The 16,244-nt window shown below is 72.0% G+C and carries 14 protein-coding genes; 11 read left to right on the top strand and 3 right to left on the bottom strand.

The genetic code is table 11. The annotated features are described in order from the left end of the window. Positions 1-347: 347 nt before the first annotated feature. Positions 348-1,178 carry an HAD family hydrolase gene (locus IE317_RS21120; protein WP_103337791.1) on the bottom strand — a complete coding sequence of 277 codons (831 nt, stop codon included), beginning with the start codon at positions 1,176-1,178 and terminating at the stop codon, positions 348-350. 637 nt (positions 1,179-1,815) lie between these two features. Between IE317_RS21120 and ssd the strand changes: the two genes are divergently transcribed. From ssd to IE317_RS21080, 8 genes are all read left to right on the top strand, one after another. Continuing rightward, positions 1,816-2,883, top strand: a complete 1,068-nt coding sequence (gene ssd / locus IE317_RS21115; RefSeq protein ID WP_191312637.1) for a septum site-determining protein Ssd — start codon at positions 1,816-1,818, stop codon at positions 2,881-2,883. Between the two features lie 346 nt (positions 2,884-3,229). Continuing rightward, positions 3,230-4,381, top strand: a complete 1,152-nt coding sequence (locus IE317_RS21110; protein WP_191312635.1) for a TadA family conjugal transfer-associated ATPase — start codon at positions 3,230-3,232, stop codon at positions 4,379-4,381. 64 nt (positions 4,382-4,445) lie between these two features. Beyond that, on the top strand, positions 4,446-5,204 hold the full coding sequence (locus IE317_RS21105; RefSeq protein ID WP_191312633.1) for a type II secretion system F family protein: 759 nt from the start codon (positions 4,446-4,448) through the stop codon (positions 5,202-5,204). Then, positions 5,201-5,914 (top strand): type II secretion system F family protein, encoded by a 714-nt coding sequence (locus tag IE317_RS21100; protein WP_191312631.1) that lies wholly within the window; start codon positions 5,201-5,203, stop codon positions 5,912-5,914. Before IE317_RS21105 ends, IE317_RS21100 begins: the two co-directional genes overlap by 4 nt. 29 nt (positions 5,915-5,943) lie before the next feature. Continuing rightward, entirely contained in the window at positions 5,944-6,120 is a 177-nt protein-coding gene (locus IE317_RS21095) for a DUF4244 domain-containing protein (RefSeq protein WP_191312630.1), read from the top strand. A 20-nt stretch (positions 6,121-6,140) separates the two neighbouring features. Beyond that, entirely contained in the window at positions 6,141-6,476 is a 336-nt protein-coding gene (locus IE317_RS21090; RefSeq protein ID WP_191312809.1) for a TadE family type IV pilus minor pilin, read from the top strand. Further along, positions 6,463-6,903 carry an Rv3654c family TadE-like protein gene (locus IE317_RS21085; protein ID WP_191312628.1) on the top strand — a complete coding sequence of 147 codons (441 nt, stop codon included), beginning with the start codon at positions 6,463-6,465 and terminating at the stop codon, positions 6,901-6,903. The genes IE317_RS21090 and IE317_RS21085 overlap by 14 nt, the downstream gene beginning before the upstream one ends. Before the next feature lie 1,274 nt (positions 6,904-8,177). Next, positions 8,178-8,795 (top strand): bifunctional DNA primase/polymerase, encoded by a 618-nt coding sequence (locus IE317_RS21080; RefSeq protein WP_191312626.1) that lies wholly within the window; start codon positions 8,178-8,180, stop codon positions 8,793-8,795. 81 nt (positions 8,796-8,876) lie between these two features. Here IE317_RS21080 and IE317_RS21075 read toward each other — a convergent pair whose 3' ends face one another. Next, the gene (locus IE317_RS21075) at positions 8,877-11,393 is read right to left on the bottom strand and encodes a DEAD/DEAH box helicase (protein ID WP_229902823.1); all 2,517 of its coding nucleotides are present in this window, start codon (positions 11,391-11,393) and stop codon (positions 8,877-8,879) included. Positions 11,394-11,668: 275 nt separating this feature from the next. Here IE317_RS21075 and IE317_RS21070 point away from each other — a divergent pair, with 275 nt between their 5' ends. The 3 genes from IE317_RS21070 (at position 11,669) to IE317_RS21060 (ending at position 15,408) form a co-directional block, all read left to right on the top strand. Further along, positions 11,669-13,966, top strand: coding sequence for a sodium-translocating pyrophosphatase (locus IE317_RS21070; protein WP_191312624.1), 2,298 nt, complete (start codon positions 11,669-11,671; stop codon positions 13,964-13,966). Positions 13,967-14,121: 155 nt separating this feature from the next. Next, positions 14,122-14,712 carry a hypothetical protein gene (locus IE317_RS21065; RefSeq protein WP_191312622.1) on the top strand — a complete coding sequence of 197 codons (591 nt, stop codon included), beginning with the start codon at positions 14,122-14,124 and terminating at the stop codon, positions 14,710-14,712. Between the two features lie 51 nt (positions 14,713-14,763). Further along, positions 14,764-15,408, top strand: coding sequence for a hypothetical protein (locus IE317_RS21060; RefSeq protein WP_191312620.1), 645 nt, complete (start codon positions 14,764-14,766; stop codon positions 15,406-15,408). Between the two features lie 18 nt (positions 15,409-15,426). Here IE317_RS21060 and IE317_RS21055 read toward each other — a convergent pair whose 3' ends face one another. Further along, positions 15,427-16,233, bottom strand: coding sequence for a S1 family peptidase (locus tag IE317_RS21055; protein ID WP_191312618.1), 807 nt, complete (start codon positions 16,231-16,233; stop codon positions 15,427-15,429). Between the last annotated feature and the right edge of the window lie 11 nt (positions 16,234-16,244).

Below are 16,244 nucleotides of genomic sequence, written 5' to 3'. Positions count from 1 at the left end.
GGCGACCAAGCGTGCAACTCTGGTCGTACCTACATGGACTCGGCGTGTGGCGTCCCACTACGCAGTCCCTAGACGACGAGCCTCCCGCGGCGCGCTGCGCGTGGGTACCCGGAGTCCGCGCACGGAGGTTTGCCGGGGTGGAACAGGCTTCTCTTCTACCTGTTCCCTGGCCGACCGAACGTCCGCACCTACTTTCTACGCCGTGAGCCCGGTCACTTCAAGTGCGCGGACGGGTGCACCGGTACAGAGGCTGGATCGGGTGACACCGGCACCCTCCGCGACGGACAATTCGGGGCTGGGCCTGGCAAAGTGGAGGCCGTACGGCCGTGTGGGTGGCGGCTGTCCGGTCAGCGGGACCGACGGCGACGGTTGAGGCCGTACCAGGTCGCCCCGGCGGCCACCGCGCCGACGCCGAGTGCCACCATCCCGGCCGATCGGGTCGGGATACGGGTGCGCAGCGACATCGGCCGGTCGAAGGCGAGGATCGGCCAGCCGCGCTCGAGGGCCTCCCGCCGCAGGAGCTTGTCCGGGTTGACCGCGTGTGGGTGCCCGACGACCTCGAGCAGCGGGATGTCGGTGCTCGAGTCGGTGTAGGCGAAGCACTCGGCGAGGTCGTAGCCGTGGGTCGCGGCGAGCTGCTTCGCGGCCACGGCCTTGTTTGCGCCATAGCAATAGAAGTCGACTTCGCCGGAGTAGCGGCCGTCGACGATCTGCATCCGCGTGGCGACGCTCCGGGTCGCCCCGAGCATCTCCGCCACCGGCGCGACGACTTCTTCGCCGGTCGCCGACAACACGATCACGTCGTGCCCGTCCTCGCGGTGCCGCGCGATCAGCTCGGCCGCCTCGGCGTACACGAGCGGGTCGACGACGTCGTGCAGGGTCTCGCGGACGATCGCCGAAACCTGGGCGACGTCCCAGCCGGCGCACAACGCGGAAACTTCGGCGCGCAGCCGTTCGGTTTTGTTCTCGTCGGCGCCCGCGAGCGAGAACACCAGCTGCGCGTATGCGCTTCGCAACGCGGCGCGACGGTTGATCAATCCTTCTTTGAGGAGCGGCTTGCTGAACGCCAGCGCGCTCGACGAAGCAATGATCGTCTTGTCCAGGTCGAAGAACGCGGCCACCGCGTGCTCCGGGCCCGGCTTCCGGATGCGCGACGGCGCGCTGCTCGGTTCGGCCACCAGCCCAGGATAGGAGCTTGATCGCCGCGCGTCCCGTTGATCCACCACGCGCGCGTCGCGCCGGACGGAAAATCCATGACAGGCAGGCACTTCGGGCGCGCTGTGCCGTTACCGAACTGTGTGCCTGGTCCGGCGCGCGAACCGGCGCCGGGCGGAGTTACAGTGAGGGAGCCCGGTGTCCAACCGGGCCGGTTCAGTCCGACCCCCCGGGGCTGAACCCACGGCGGCCCCCGTCCCTCCCCCCTGGCGGGGGCCGCCCTCTTACCTTCTGTTTGCCTTTCCGGTTGTCTTTACCGTGGTCGGATTCCTGCCTTCTCATGGCGGGCGCGGATTTCTTGCCTTCCGTTAACCTTCGGCAATTTTCCGGTGCGTCACGAATCATGGTTCGCGACGGGCAGGGAATCTTGGCGTGCGGATATTCGTGCCCCATTTCGGCTGCAGATGCGTGGCGCGCGGCCGTGATCCTGCCATGGCCCACCGGCAGAACCGGTCCGCGAGAGGGTCCGCGGGCGGCAGTTGTCCACAACACCCCGGTTGTCCACAGCCGGCCGTCCGACCCGTTGTGCCACCCCGTCCCCGCCCGCGACGGTGGAACCCGGGCCACCCACGGCCCGCACCGACGACGGGGGAGGAACGCATGACGGGGGAACGACCGCTGGTGATCGCCGCGGACGAAACCGTGCTCGACGAGGTGCTGCGCGTGGCCGCGGTCGCGGGTTGCGAACTCGACCGCGCCCCGGACCTGACGGCGGCGAGCGGGCACTGGGCCCGCGCGCCACTGGTGGTCCTCGACGAAGAAGCCGTGCGGCACTCACCGGTGCTGCCCCGCCGCCGCGGGATCGTCCTGGTCTGCAAGGGCGGTCCGGGACAGGCGACGTGGGAGCACGCGTACCGCGGCGGCGTCGACCGCGTGATCTCGTTGCCCGAAGAGGAGTCCGAGCTCGCCGGAGCGTTCGCCGACGTCGTCGAGACACCGGCCGAGCAACCCGGTCTGGTGCTCGGCGTGGTCGGCGGCCGGGGCGGCGCGGGCGCGTCCGTGTTTGCGGCGACGCTGGCGCTGGCGGCCGACTGCGAACCAGGCGGCGCCCTGCTGCTCGACTGCGATCCGCTCAGCGGCGGCCTGGACGTGTTGCTCGGCTTGGAAAAGACGGCCGGAGCACGCTGGCCGGCCGTGCGGCTGAGCGGCCGGGCATCGGTGTCGTCACTGGTCGCCGATCTCCCGCAGCGAAGGCACCGCGGCGGTAGTCTCCCGGTGCTCGCGTCCGGGCCCGAAGGTGGAGGCCCCGATGCCGGGTCGTTGTCGGCGATCCTGTCCTCCGGTCGCCGCACGGGCCGCACGGTGGTGTGCGACCTCCCGCGCGCCCTCGGTGAGGCGTCCGAGGAGGCGGTGTTACGGGCCGACCTGGTGGTGCTGATGGTGCCGCTGGAGTACCGAGCATGCCTGGCGGCGAAGAAGGTGCTGTGCCGGCTGCAGGAACTGACCGCGCGCATCGGTCTGGTCATCTGTGGACACTCGAAGGACCCGGTCGCAGGTGGGGCTGCCCTCATCGGCCCGCCCGTGCTGGCCTCGATGCCCCCGGAGCGCGGCGTTTGGCAGGCACTGGAACGCGCCGAGTTCCCGACGAACCGAAAGGGCCCCCTCACCACGGCGGCGGGCAAGATCCTCTCGATAGCCCGCAGCGAAGCAGAGGCGGCCGCCCAATGACCCCCACGGCCGCCGACCTCCGCACAAGCGGCGCCCCGACCAGAGTGTCGGACCTGCTGCTGCCCACGGTGTTGAGCCTCCTGACCCGGTCCCCGGCAACGATCTCGAGGCTGCTGCCCGCCCAGCCGAAGACGCCCGCGGCATCCGCTCTGACGGCGCAGCCCCCGCCAACGCCGGGCCGCTGTCCGTCGCAAGGCACTCGCGTGACTGCACTTCGCGGCAGCCCACCGGCCGCACCTCGCGACCTCGCGCCACCGTATTCCCAGCCAGGAACCCGAGTCACCGCATCCCGCGATCCCCGACCGGCCACCTCGAAACCCACCCACCGAGCACGACGGGCGAACTCATGACCACCGACTTCGTGGACCGCGTCCGCAACCGCCTGGCCGGCGACCGCCGCCAGGCCGACCCGGTCGCCGTCGCGACCGCAGTCCGCGCCGAAGCAGGCGGCGCCCTCGGCCACGAGGCCGTGCTCGACGCCGCCCGCCAAGCCCGCGACGAGTTCGTCGGCGCCGGCCCGCTGGCCCCGCTCCTCGACGATCCCGCCACCACCGACGTGCTCGTCACCGGCCCGCACGAAGTTTGGACGGATGGCCCGCAAGGCCTCACCCGCACCGGCATCCGCTTCAAGGACGAAGAATCCGTCCGCCGCCTGGCTCAGCGCCTCGCTCTCGCAGCCGGGCGCCGCCTCGACGACGCCCAGCCCTACGTCGACGGCTGGCTCCCCGCCGCCGGCCCCCACGGCCGCATCCGTGTGCACGCCGTCCTTCCGCCGATCGCGGCCGGCGGCACCTGCCTGTCCCTGCGCGTCCTGCGCCCGGCGACGCACGACCTCGCCACCCTCGGCGAACTCGGCGCGTTCGACGAGGCCGGCGCCAACCTCCTCCGCGCCGTCGTATCGAAGCGGATGGCGTTCCTCGTCACCGGCGGCACGGGCGCGGGCAAGACCACCCTCCTGGCCGCGCTGCTGGGCGCCGTCGACCCGGGCGAACGGATCGTCTGCGTCGAGGACGCCGGTGAGCTGCAGCCCGCGCACCCGCAGTTCGTCGGCCTTGTCGCCCGACCGCCTAATGTGGAGGGTGCGGGCGCGGTCGGCCTGCCCGAGCTCGTGCGCCAGGCGCTGCGCATGCGTCCCGACCGGCTGGTGGTCGGTGAGGTCCGCGGCGCCGAGGTCGGCGCACTGCTCACCGCGCTCAACACCGGCCACGACGGCGGCGCCTGCACCGTCCACGCCAACTCCCCGGCCGAGGTGCCCGCCCGCATCGAAGCACTGGCCGCGCTCGGCGGCCTCGGCCGCGATGCCGTGCACAGCCAGCTCGTCGCCGCGATCCGCGTGGTGCTGCACATGCGGCGCGAACCCGGCGGCCGCCGTCGCCTCGCCGAAGTCGGCGTGCTCCGCCCGGAACACGGCCGGGCCCGGGTCGTGCCGGTGTGGCGCGCGGGCCGGTGGACGGTCGACCGGCACCTGTTCGCAACGTCGGGGGCGATCGCGTGCTGAGCCTCCTGTTGGTGCGGATTTCCCTGCTGCTGAACGCTTTCCCGCGTCACCGAAGGAGGCGGCGATGATCACTCCGTGGCTCCCGCTGTGCGTGGGGGCGGCGCTGGCGTGCTGGCCCGCGCCGCCGAACCGGCTCCAGATCGCGCTCGAGCCAGCGGCCACCGTTCGGGTGCCCGAGGTGTGGCGCGTCGTCCGCTGGCTGCTCCCGGCCGCCATCGCCGGACTGCTCGCGGGAGCCGGCGGCGCGATCGCCGCCGGCGTGCTGACACTGGCGTGGAGCCAGGAGTGGCGAGCCCACCGCCGAGCCACCGCGGACCTGACGATGGCGGCACACACCGCGATCGCGCTGCGGACGATGGTGGCCGAGCTCCGATCCGGTGCCCACCCGGTCACGGCCGCCGAAGCCGCCGCGGACGTGGTCCCGGCGGTGGCGGACGACCTCCGCGCCCTGGCGACGGCGGCGCGGCTCGACACGGAGTTACGCGCCCCGGCCCTGCCCCAACTGGCCGCGGCCTGGACGCTCGGCCAGCGCCACGGCCTCCCGACGGCCGACGTCCTCGACGCAGCCCGCCGCGACGCCGAAGCCGGTCTCGTGTTCGGCCGCCGCATGCGTGCCAAGCTGGCCGGGCCGCGGGCGAGCGCCGCGGTGCTCACCGGGCTGCCCGTCCTCTGCGTGCTGCTCGGGCAGGCCATGGGCGCGGCGCCGCTGTCGGTACTGACTGGCAGCACACCGGGCCAGGTGCTGCTGGTCGCCGGGTGCCTCCTGCTCTGGGCGGGCACGGCCTGGTGCCGCGCCTTGACCGGACAGGTGCGGATCCGGTGACCGCGATCGCGCTCCTGCTCTTCGCCGGGGCCCTGCTGAGCTGGCCGGACGAAGCCATCGCGCGGCGTTTCACGCAGCTGACCGGCCCGAAGCCCGTCCGCAGGGGGCGCCGCGCGGTACCCCACATCGCGGCGGCGGTGGGCGGCATCTCCACGGCGGTGCTGGTCGGCGGGATCGCCGGGGCGGTGGCGGGCACGATCGTGACCGCGACCGGGTGGTGGGCGATCCGCCGCACCCGCCGCCCGCGACCACCGGCCGGCGACATCGCCGCCAAGCTGCGGCTGGCGGGAACGCTCGACCTCCTGGCCGCCTGCCTGCGCGCAGGGCTGCCGGTGCCCTCGGCACTGGAGGCCGTGGCCGGCGTCGCGCCCGCGGCAGTGAGGACGGCGCTGACCTCGACGGCCCGGCTGCTCGCTCTCGGCTCCCGGCCGGACGAGGCCTGGGCGCCGGTGCGTGCTGTCCCGGGTCTCGACGAACTGGCCGTCGCGGCGATCCGGACGTCCCGTTCCGGCACAGCGTTCGCCACGGCGGCCGGCGACCTTGCCGGACGTCTCCGCGACGAACTGGCCACCGAAGCCGAGGAGCGCGCCGAGCGAGCCGGGGTGGCGCTCGCCCTGCCGGTCGGTCTGTGTTTCTTACCGGCCTTCTTCTGCCTGGGCGTGCTTCCGGTCGTCCTCGGCCTCGCCGGGCGGCTCGGCCCGCTCTTCTGACCACGAACCCCCATCGAAGGGATACCCCCATGCGCGCGTTCCGCCGCCGGCCCCGCTCGGACGACGGTTCCACGACGGTCGAGTACGCGATCGTCACGGTCGCCGTCGCGGCCTTCGCGGCTGTCCTCTACTCCTTGCTCACCGGAGACTCGGTCGTCTCGTGGCTGACGAACCTGATCATGAAGGCCTTGTCGGTGCCGTCATGAGACACAAGGACGAAGGCTCGGTGACGGTCGAGGCAGCGCTCGGACTGGCCGGCCTGGCGGTGGTGACGGTCCTGCTGCTCGCGGGCCTCACGCTGCTGACGAGCCAGTTGCGCTGCACGGACGCGGCCCGCGAAGCAGCGCGGCTGCTGGCCCGAGGCCAGCCGCAGGAGGCAGCGGCCGCGGCCCACGAGATAGCCCCGCCGGGCGCGAACCTGACGTTCGAGCAAATCGGCGACAGGATCACGGCCAAGGTGACGGCCCACCCGGCGGCCGGCCTCCTCCCGGCCATCCATCTCGGCGCAACGGCCTACGCGGTGGCCGAGCCGGGCGCGGAGGTGACGCATGCCCCAGGCTGAAACGCGGGCCGCCTCGGACAGGGGAGCGGCCACGATCTGGACGGCAATGGCAGTGGCGGCCCTGGCGGCCGTGGCCACGTTCGCGCTGTGGCTGGGAGCGACGGTGATGGCGCGCCATCAGGCCGAGTCAGCGGCCGACCTGGGTGCGCTGGCCGCAGCCTCCCACGCGAGCGAAGGCCCGGCCCGGGCGTGCGAACGCGCCAGGTGGGTGGCCGACAGCATGGGAGTGCGGCTCCGGACCTGCCGCTGGCAACAGCTCGACGCGCTGGTCGAAGTGGAGGCGCCCGGCCCGGCCCTAGCGGGCTTGCCGAGCCCATCCGCCCACGCCCGCGCCGGACCGGCGGACGAGCCATCCCACCCACCCACGGCCCTGTCACCGAGCGGCCTCGGCGGCACACCCATCCGCCCACTCGGAGCCGGCGGGTGAACCATCGCGCCCGCCTCCGGGCGGACCCGCACGGTCCGCACGACATTGACGGTGTCGCACGTTCGCGACACTGCACCACCGCCCGCGGCCGCTGGAGCGGAGACGCCCCCTCCTGACGGCGGCCGTGGCGGCCGACCGCCTTATCCGCAGCACCCGACGGTGTCGCGCGTTTGCGACAGCGCGCCACCCCGGCGGCTGGAGCGGACATGCGGGTGTGGGTGCTGCCTCTTGGTGGCGGGCCCTCGGTCTGTCCGCGGCACGCGACGGTGTCGCGCGGTGGCGACAGGCCGCCACCATCCGCGGCGAGAGTGCGGTGCGATCGCCGGCTCTCGGCGGCGCTCGTGGCGGATCCCGGCGTTGTCCGCAGCTCGCGACACTGTCGCGCGGTTGCGACAGCGCGCCACCCCCGGTGGCCGGAGCGGACGTGCCGGTGCGGGTCCTGCCTCGGTGGCGGGCCCTCGGTCCGTCCGCGGCACGCGGCGGTGGGCGACAGCGCGAGCCCTATCCGCGGTGCCCGGAGCGGACATGCGGGTGTGGGTGCTGCCTCTTGTAGCGGCCCCTCGGTCTGTCCGCGGCACGCGACGGTGTCGCGCGGTGGCGACAGCGCGCCACCACCCGCGTCCGGAGTGCGGTGCGATTGCCGCCTCTCGGCGGCGCTCGTGGCGTATCCCGGCCTTGTCCGCAGCTCGCGACACTGTCGCGCGGTTGCGACAGCGCGCCCCCCCTCCCGCGGCATCGAAGCCTGGAGCGCTGGTGCGGCCGTAGCGGATCCAGCCTGTCCGCAGCCGCCGACCCTGTCGCGGACTTGCGACAGAACGCCACCCACCGCCGTCGCTGGTGCGCCTCAGGCCACCCACCTGTCGCGCCCGGCGGACGCCGACCGGTCGGTATGGGGCGGTGACCGGCTGATCCGCGCGGCCGGACGATGAGCGGCTGATTGTCACGGGCAGCGGTCGTCGGTGCACGGCGAGCGGTCGAATCGGCTGCTCACCTGGGCCGAACCGGTGCGCTCGCCCCCTCGGACAGGCGGCCGGAACCCCGCGGATCCCGCGGTTTCCCACGACGAACGGTCCGGTGTGCGGTCGCCGTTCGCCGTCCATCCGCGCGCGGGGTTCGGTCGGGCCGTACGGATCACTGGGCGTTCATCGCCTCGTAACCACCGGTTGTCGCGTGGGGGTTCCGAGCAATGTGCAACTTGCCGTTAAGTGAGATGTGCGACACCACGGCAGGGTTTAGCGGGTCGCGGAGAACCGGAACCTAAGGCAGGAAAGACAATGTTGGACGCGAATTGGCCGGACAGCTGGCGCGGTGCCTTCCGCATCGAACTGCGGGCGGAGGCGATCGGCCTCGCTTGGCGCGGCTGGCCAGTGCTCCCGGGCGTCGACCCCGCTCCGCTCACCGAGGGCGAAGACCTCACCTGGCGCCGTCCGGTTCCGGCCATTGACGGCTGGCGCGAGCAGCTCGGCACCCACGCCCACGAGGTCGCCACCTGGTTCTCCGACCGCACCCACAGCCTGCTCGTCGCCACCGGCACCGTGCTCGACGCCATCGAGGTCGACGACGAACTCGGCAAGCGCGCCTGCCGCCTCCTCCGCGCCCTCGGCCACCCCGCGCCCATCATCGCGCTGCCGAACGGCCGCTGGCTCTTCCTCACCACCGTCGCCGACCGCGTGCCGGCCGAGCTGGCGTCGCGCGCCGGGATCCAGTGGCACGGCAAGGGCAGCTACATCCCGCTGCCGCCGTCGCCGTTCCAGCACGGTGTCGTGCACTGGCGCGTCAAGCCCGAGGTCTGCGGCTGGCAGCTGCCGGACGCCACCGAGGTGCACGACGTGCTCGTCCGCGCACTGGCCGGCGCCGAAGCCCCGCAGCTGGTCCAGACCAGCGCGGCCTGAACCAGAACCACCGCCACCGGCCGGTCCCAGCCCGGCCGAGGCGGAGCAGGACACAACTCCATGAACCACCAAGTGGCCGTTCTAGGTGCCGTGTTGACGCAACGCCCCGAGCACGGTTCCCAGCACAGCCACTGCCCCCGCCTTGTCCAGCGGCTCGTTGCCGTTCCCGCACTTCGGCGACTGGACGCAGGACGGGCACCCCGTCGGGCACTCGCAGGAGACGATCGCCTCCCGCGTTGCGGCCAGCCACGGGACAATCGCGGCATAACCGCGTTCGGCAAATCCCGCACCCCCGGGATGCCCGTCATGCACGAACACCGTCGCCTCCCCGGTGTCTTCGTGCCACGCGGTACTCACCCCGCCGATGTCCCACCGGTCGCACGTAGCGAACAGCGGTAGCAGGCCGATCGCCGCGTGCTCGGCGGCATGCAGGGCACCGGGGACCCGTGCCGGAACCAATCCGGCACCCCCCGGTGTCCTGCCACCCTCGCGAACGGGCCCCCGACCGTCCGCCTGGGTCTCCTCCCCGGTCCCCACCGGCCCCGCAGATTCGGTCCCCACCCGATGGCCCCCGGTCCCCACCTCGCCATCGGAACCACCCGAGCCATCGGAACCATCCGAGCCGGCGGAACCGAGCAGCGAAGACGACACCGTGTACCAGACCGCCCGCGTACGCAGGCTCTGCTCCGGCAGGTCGAGCGGCGTGTGGTCGATGACCTCCCCGGACGGCCGCCGTCGCAGGTAGCCGACCACCTGCGACGTCACGGCCACCTCGCCGAGGCAGACGCTCACCCCGCCGTAGTCGTGCTTCTCCTGGGTGCTCAGCACCGAGATGTCCACGACTTCGCGCGGTGTCGTCGTCCAGTCCGGGTTTTCCGCGTGCACCAGCGCCAGCCCGGTTTCCAGATCCAGCTCGTCGACGACGTACGACGCCCCCTGGTGCAGATAAACCGCGCCGGGGTGCACGGCGAAGCAGGCCGAACCCGGGTCGACCGTGCCGAGCATCCGGCCGGAATCCGACTCGACCACCGCGATCTGCTCCCCGCCCGTGCCGCGGATGCCGACTTCGGCGTGCGGCCGGTCCCGCGACGTCCAGTACCAGCCACTCGACCGGCGCCGCACCAGCTTCTGCTCCGCCAGCTCGGCCAGCACCTCCTGAGCCGCCGCGCCGCCGAACACCTCCAGCTCGGGCAGGGTCAACGGCAACTCGGCCACGGCGCACGCGAGCTGCGGCGCCAGCACGTACGGGTTCGCCGGGTCGAGCACCGCCGTCTCCACCGGCCGGGAAAGCAGCGCCGCGGGGTGGTGCACCAGGTAGGTGTCGAGCGGATCGTCCCGCGCGACGAACACCACCAGCGCCGAATCGCCGGACCGGCCCGCCCGGCCGGCCTGCTGCCAGAACGACGCGAGCGTGCCCGGGTAGCCCGCCAGCACCACCGCGTCCAAGCCCGCGATGTCGACGCCGAGCTCCAGGGCGTTCGTCGTCGCGACCCCCAGCAGCCGGCCCGACAGCAGCGCCGCCTCCAGCGCGCGACGCTCCTCCGGCAGGTAGCCGGATCTATACGCCGCAACGGTCTCCACCAAGGAAGGGTCCACTTCGGACAGAATCCGGCGCGCGCCCAGAGCCGCCAGTTCCGCACCCCGCCGCGACCGGATGAAGGCCAGCGATCGCGCGCCCTCCAGCACCAGGTCGGCGAGGATCCGCGACGTCTCCGCCCCGGCCGAACGCCGGACCGGCGCGCCGTTCTCCCCGGTCAGCTCGTCCAGCAGCGGCGGCTCCCACAACGCGACCGTGCGGGCCCCGCGCGGCGACGCGTCTTCCGTCACGGCGACACACGACACGCCCGTCAACCGCGAAGCGAACGAAGCAGGCGAAGCCGTCGTCGCCGAAGCGAGCACGAAGACCGGCGAAGCGCCGTAGTGCTCAGCCACCCGCCGAAGGCGGCGAAGCAGCAGAGCGACGTGCGAGCCGAAGACGCCGCGGTAGCTGTGGCACTCGTCGACGACCACGCAGCTGAGCCGCCGGAAGAACGTGGCCCACCGGCCGTGCGCCGAGAGGATCCCGCGGTGCAGCATGTCCGGGTTGGTGAACACCCAGTTCGCGTGGGCGCGGACCCAGTCGCGCTCGGCCATCGGCGTGTCCCCGTCGAACGACGCCGCCCGCACCCCCGGCACGTCCAAAGAGGACACCGAACGCAGCTGGTCCGCGCCCAGCGCCTTCGTCGGCGACAGGTACAGCGCGTTCGTCTTCTCGCCCGCGGCCAGCCGCGACAGCACCGGCAGCTGGTAGGCGAGCGACTTGCCCGAGGCCGTCCCGGTCGAAATCACGACGTGCCGGCCCTCGTACGCGTGCGACGCGGCCTCCGCCTGATGCGCCCAGGGAGCGGAGACACCGCAGTCACGCAGCGCAGCGACAACGGCCGGATCCACCCATGACGGCCACTCTGCGTAGTGCGCGGCGCGGCCCGGCAGGTCCGCGACGTGCGTGACCGGGTGCTCGCGCGACGGGATGCCGGCGGTCACCCGCCTCAGCAGCCGCTGCCCACGTGATTCGTCCACCCGCCGAGCTTGGCACAGGGGTCCGACAGTTCCGCCCATCCCCAGCTGCGCCAACGGATCGGCGAAAGGGTGATCGATCAAGTGAGGAGGCTCACAAGGTAACGGAATGTACCGTCCCCGGGACGGCGTGAAGACGCTGGTTGCGATACCAATACACTCCCGCAATCCACACCCTCTGTGGCGAGCGTCATGTGAGACGTGCATTGCTGCCCGGCTAGCGTGTCGCTCGGTACAGGGTCCATGCCAGCGTCGGCCGTGTCGAACCCTCGGCTTGCCGTCGACGCTGGCGCACGGCGACGTCTCATGGAGGACGAATGTCACGGCAGTTCCTCGCGGAGGGCGGCGGGAATATCTCGCTCTCCGGAGGTGGCTACACGATTGTCGGTGTAGTCGCCGTGGTCGCGCTTGCCGCACTCGTCATCGGCTACGTCCTGCTCAAGGAGGTGCTGGCCGCAGGCCAGGGCACCGCCAAGATGCAGGACATCGCCAAGGCGGTGCAGGAAGGCGCGGCCGCGTACCTCAAGCGGCAGCGGAACACCCTCGCCATCTTCGGCGTGATCGTGTTCCTCCTGCTCTTCATCCTTCCCGCGGACGACTGGAACGAGAAGATCGGCCGTTCGATCTTCTTCCTGGTCGGTGCGGGTTTCTCGTTCGCGATCGGCTACCTCGGCATGTGGCTGGCGACGCAGGCGAACCTGCGCGTCGCGGCCGCGTCACGGGAGGAAGGCGGCCGCGAGAAGGCGATGCGCGTCGCGTTCCGCACCGGCGGCGTGGTCGGCATGATCACCGTCGGCCTCGGCCTCTTCGGTGCCGCGGTCGTCGTGCTGGTCTACACCGGCCAGGCGCCCAAGGTGCTCGAGGGCTTCGGCTTCGGCGCCGCCCTGATCGCGATGTTCATGCGTGTCGGCGGCGGTATCTTCACCAAGGCCGCCGACGTCGGCGCGGACCTGGTCGGCAAGGTCGAGCAGGGCATTCCGGAGGACGACCCCCGCAACGCCGCGACCATCGCGGACAACGTGGGCGACAACGTCGGTGACTGCGCCGGCATGGCCGCGGACCTCTTCGAGTCCTACGCCGTGATGCTGGTCGCCGCGCTGATCCTGGGCAGCACCGCCTTCGGCGTGCACGGCCTGATCTTCCCGCTGATCGTCCCGGCCATCGGGGTCATCACCGCGGTCATCGGTGTCTACATCACGAAGGCGCGCGCCGGCGAGGGCGGCCTGGTCACGATCAACCGCTCCTTCTACATCTCTGCGGTCATTTCCGCGGTGCTGTCGGCCATCGCGGCGTTCGTGTACCTGCCGAGCAGCTTCTCCGACTTCGGCCCGGGCTTCGAGGGCAGCGGCAACCCGGCGGTCATCGCGACCATCGCGGTGATCATCGGCATCGTGCTCGCCGCGGTCATCCTGAAGCTGACCGGCTACTACACCGGCACCGAGTACAAGCCGGTCAAGGACGTCGGCCGCACGTCGGAAACCGGCCCGGCGACGGTGATCCTGTCCGGTATCTCGGTCGGGTTCGAGTCCGCTGTGTACACCGCGCTCGTGATCGGCGCGGCCGTGTTCGGCGCGTACCTGCTGGGCGGCGGCATCGCGCTGTTCGCCGTGGCCCTGGCCGGCACCGGCCTGCTGACCACCGTCGGCGTCATCGTCGCGATGGACACCTTCGGCCCGGTTTCGGACAACGCGCAGGGCATCGCCGAGATGTCCGGTGACGTCGACGAGAAGGCCGCGCAGATCCTCACCGAGCTCGACGCGGTCGGCAACACCACCAAGGCGATCACCAAGGGCATCGCGATCGCCACGGCGGTCCTCGCGGCGACGGCGCTGTTCGGGTCCTACTCGGATGCGATCACGAAGACGCTGTCGGGCATGGGCACCGGCGTGGTCACCGGTCTCGACACGGCGAAGTCGTTCGTCAACCAGATCGTCAGCCCGAACACGCTCGTCGGCGTGATCATCGGTGCGGCCGTGGTGTTCCTCTTCTCCGGCCTCGCGGTGAACGCGGTCTCCCGCGCCGCCGGCGCGGTCGTCTTCGAGGTGCGCCGGCAGTTCCGCGACATCCCGGGGATCATGGAGGGCACCACCCGCCCCGAGTACGGCAAGGTCGTCGACATCGTCACGCGCGACTCGCTGCGCGAGCTGACGACGCCGGGTCTGCTGGCGGTCTTCGCCCCGATCGCGGTCGGTTTCGGCCTGGGCACCGGCGCACTCGCCGGCTACCTGGCCGGCGCGATCGCCTGCGGCACCCTGATGGCGATCTTCCTCGCCAACTCCGGTGGCGCGTGGGACAACGCGAAGAAGCTGGTCGAAGACGGCAACCACGGTGGCAAGGGCTCGGCTTCGCACGAGGCCACCATCATCGGTGACACCGTGGGTGACCCGTTCAAGGACACCGCCGGCCCGGCGATCAACCCGCTGATCAAGGTGATGAACCTGGTCTCCGTGCTGATCGCGCCCGCCGTCGTGCAGTTCTCGATCGGTCCCGACGAGAACGCGGCCGTCCGCATCATCATCTCGCTCGTCGCGGTCGCGGTGATCGTGGCGGCGATCGTGGTCTCGAAGCGGCGGGGGACGGTCATTTCCGACACCCCGGCCGAAATCAAGGCCTGAGTTCCAGGGTGGCCCCGGGCCCGGTGCGCGGCAACGCGTGCCGGGCCCGGGGCGTGCCCGGGCAGGCCGTCCCAGAAAGGCCCGGCGACTTGCGAAGCACCACCGAGTCGGTACCGTCGGGCCTGCCGGGACGCCGTCGGGCAGGAGGTACGCGAGTGCGGCAGCGGTCGACCGTTTTCGCCGCTCTCACCACGACGATCGCCATCTGTCTCGCCGGGTGCGGGCAGCCGGCCGCCGAGCAGGCCCCGCCGCGCGACCGCGACCTGACGGCGTCGACCGTCGTTCCCCCGGCCGATCCCGCGGTGAGCTGGGCGGCCGGTTACTGCGACGCGGTGACGCACCTGGTCCGTGCGCTCGCGGCGCTCCCCGCCGTCGACCCCAGCACGCCGCAGAAGGCGTCCCGGACCTCCAGTGACCTCCTTTCTTCAGTGGTCGGCGGGCTCGACCAGAGCCTGGCCGGGCTGAAGGCGCTCGGCGCGCCGCCGTCGCCCTCGGCCGACACCGGCCGCAAGGACGTCATCGCGCAGTTCGCCGGGATCCGGGCCGAGGCCGAGAACGCGCGCCGGCGCATCGAGGCGGCCCGCGGGAACGCGGCGGCGACGAAGGACGCCCTCGGCCAGGCCAGGGCGACGCTCGACCGCATCGACGCGCTCGACTACCTGAAGGGCATCAAGGACGTCCCAGCCTTGGCGGCGGCGGAACAGCGCGCTCCGGCCTGCCGCCGGCTGGATCAGCCTGCCGGCTGAAGATCCCCGCGAGACCTGCCGCTGATCGAACTTGTGTTCTAGTATGGCGCGGTGGATCGGACGATCTCGCTGTTCTCCGCCGAGGCCAGCGGGCCGGGCCTGGGCGACCTGGCCGGCCTGTTGTGCTGCCACGGCCAGATCACCGGCTTCGGGCGCACCGCCGCCCGGCTGTCGGTGGTCGTCGAGGAGCCGTGGCGGGCACACATCCTGGCGCGCGAGTTCCGCTGCCGCGGTGCGGACGCCCAGGTGTCGAAGGCCGACTGCGGCCGTCCGCAGGTGCGCACGTCGTTCCGGGTCGACTTGCTGCCGCTGGCGGTGCGGTGGCTGCGTGCGGGCTGCGCGGGCCCGGTCGAGGACGACTCGGGCAAGGCGGTGCCGGACGGCTTCCGGCTGAGCGGCGCGATGCTGCGGATGTGGGCGCTGGCCGGCGGCCGTCCCGGCACACAGGGTTACCTGCTGGGCGTGGATCCGCTCGCGCCGGGCATGCACGAGCGGCTCGTCGAAGCGCTGACGCCGTTGGGTGTCGCGGCGAAGCTGACCGGCCCGAAGGCCGAGGTCCCGGCCGTGAAGGTCACCGGGAAACGCCGGTTGGAGGCACTGCTGGAGCTGATCGGGGAGCCGCCGCCGGGCGCCGAAGCGGCGTGGCCCGGCGCGGAACCGCAACCGCACCCGGAGGCCGTGACGAGCACGGCCTGACCGGGTGCGAGCGTGGCGTCAGGGCCGGGGCAGGGTGCAGCCGGCCTGGGTGAGGGCGATTTCGTTGGCCGCGGTCAGGCACGCGGGAATGCCGTAGGTCTCCTGGCCGTAGTTCGTCTTGTAGTGCACGGTGACGTTGCCGGCCTGGTCGACCTCGCACGGGTTGTTGTCCGTGCAGCGCTCGCCGTCCTCGTTGCCGGTGTTGTTCACGCCGACGACCTTGCCGCCGGAGACGATCGGCGAACCGGAGGTGCCGCCGATGGTCTGGCAGGCGGACGTGTAGCGGATCGAGTCCTTCCAGGTCCAGCTGCCCTCCTTCAGCCGGTAGACGAACCCGTCGATGGTGCAGGAATAGATGCGCTTCCAGTAACCGGAAACGACGTCGATCGCGGCACCGGCCGACGGGTGGGCGTTCGACAGTTCCAACGGCGAGATCCCGTAGTTCGCCTTGATCTGCGCGTAGGTGGTGGTGAGCTGGTACAGCGAAACGTCGGTGTCGGTCATCGTGCCGTAGACGATCTTCTTGGCCCGGAGCGTGGCCTTGTTGCTGCCGCTGGCGGTCAGCAGCGTGAACGTCCGGCTGGAGGCGCGGTTGGTGATCACCTGGCCCGGCGCGGGGAAACCGGTTTCGAGGCAGTGCCCGTTGGACATGACGAGCGCGGGCGCGGTGTCGGGTGTCGCGGCCGGCTTGACCACCGAGCCCGAGCAGTTGGACAGGGCCACGGTGCCGGCGAAGTTCGCGGCGGCCGCGTTCGCCGGAGTGGCCCCCAGCAATACTGTGGCGGTCGCGGCGGTGAACAGCGCGCCGAGCAGGCGTCGGGTCATGGCGGGTCCTT

The organism is Amycolatopsis bullii (assembly GCF_014654205.1).
Classification (GTDB): domain Bacteria; phylum Actinomycetota; class Actinomycetes; order Mycobacteriales; family Pseudonocardiaceae; genus Amycolatopsis; species Amycolatopsis plumensis.
The sequence above is the reverse complement of the archived record's forward strand: the minus strand, read 5'-3'. Positions and strand labels throughout refer to the sequence as shown.

What these genes read in the sequence shown, in the direction of transcription:
- IE317_RS21075 (WP_229902823.1), bottom strand. Translation starts at nt 11,393, where the DNA reads ATGGGCGGAACTGTCGGACCCCTGTGCCAAGCTCGGCGGGTGGACGAA.
- IE317_RS21095 (WP_191312630.1), top strand. Translation starts at nt 5,944, where the DNA reads ATGCGCGCGTTCCGCCGCCGGCCCCGCTCGGACGACGGTTCCACGACG.
- IE317_RS21080 (WP_191312626.1), top strand. Translation starts at nt 8,178, where the DNA reads ATGTTGGACGCGAATTGGCCGGACAGCTGGCGCGGTGCCTTCCGCATC.
- IE317_RS21085 (WP_191312628.1), top strand. Translation starts at nt 6,463, where the DNA reads ATGCCCCAGGCTGAAACGCGGGCCGCCTCGGACAGGGGAGCGGCCACG.
- IE317_RS21070 (WP_191312624.1), top strand. Translation starts at nt 11,669, where the DNA reads ATGTCACGGCAGTTCCTCGCGGAGGGCGGCGGGAATATCTCGCTCTCC.
- ssd (WP_191312637.1), top strand. Translation starts at nt 1,816, where the DNA reads ATGACGGGGGAACGACCGCTGGTGATCGCCGCGGACGAAACCGTGCTC.
- IE317_RS21105 (WP_191312633.1), top strand. Translation starts at nt 4,446, where the DNA reads ATGATCACTCCGTGGCTCCCGCTGTGCGTGGGGGCGGCGCTGGCGTGC.
- IE317_RS21055 (WP_191312618.1), bottom strand. Translation starts at nt 16,233, where the DNA reads ATGACCCGACGCCTGCTCGGCGCGCTGTTCACCGCCGCGACCGCCACA.
- IE317_RS21110 (WP_191312635.1), top strand. Translation starts at nt 3,230, where the DNA reads ATGACCACCGACTTCGTGGACCGCGTCCGCAACCGCCTGGCCGGCGAC.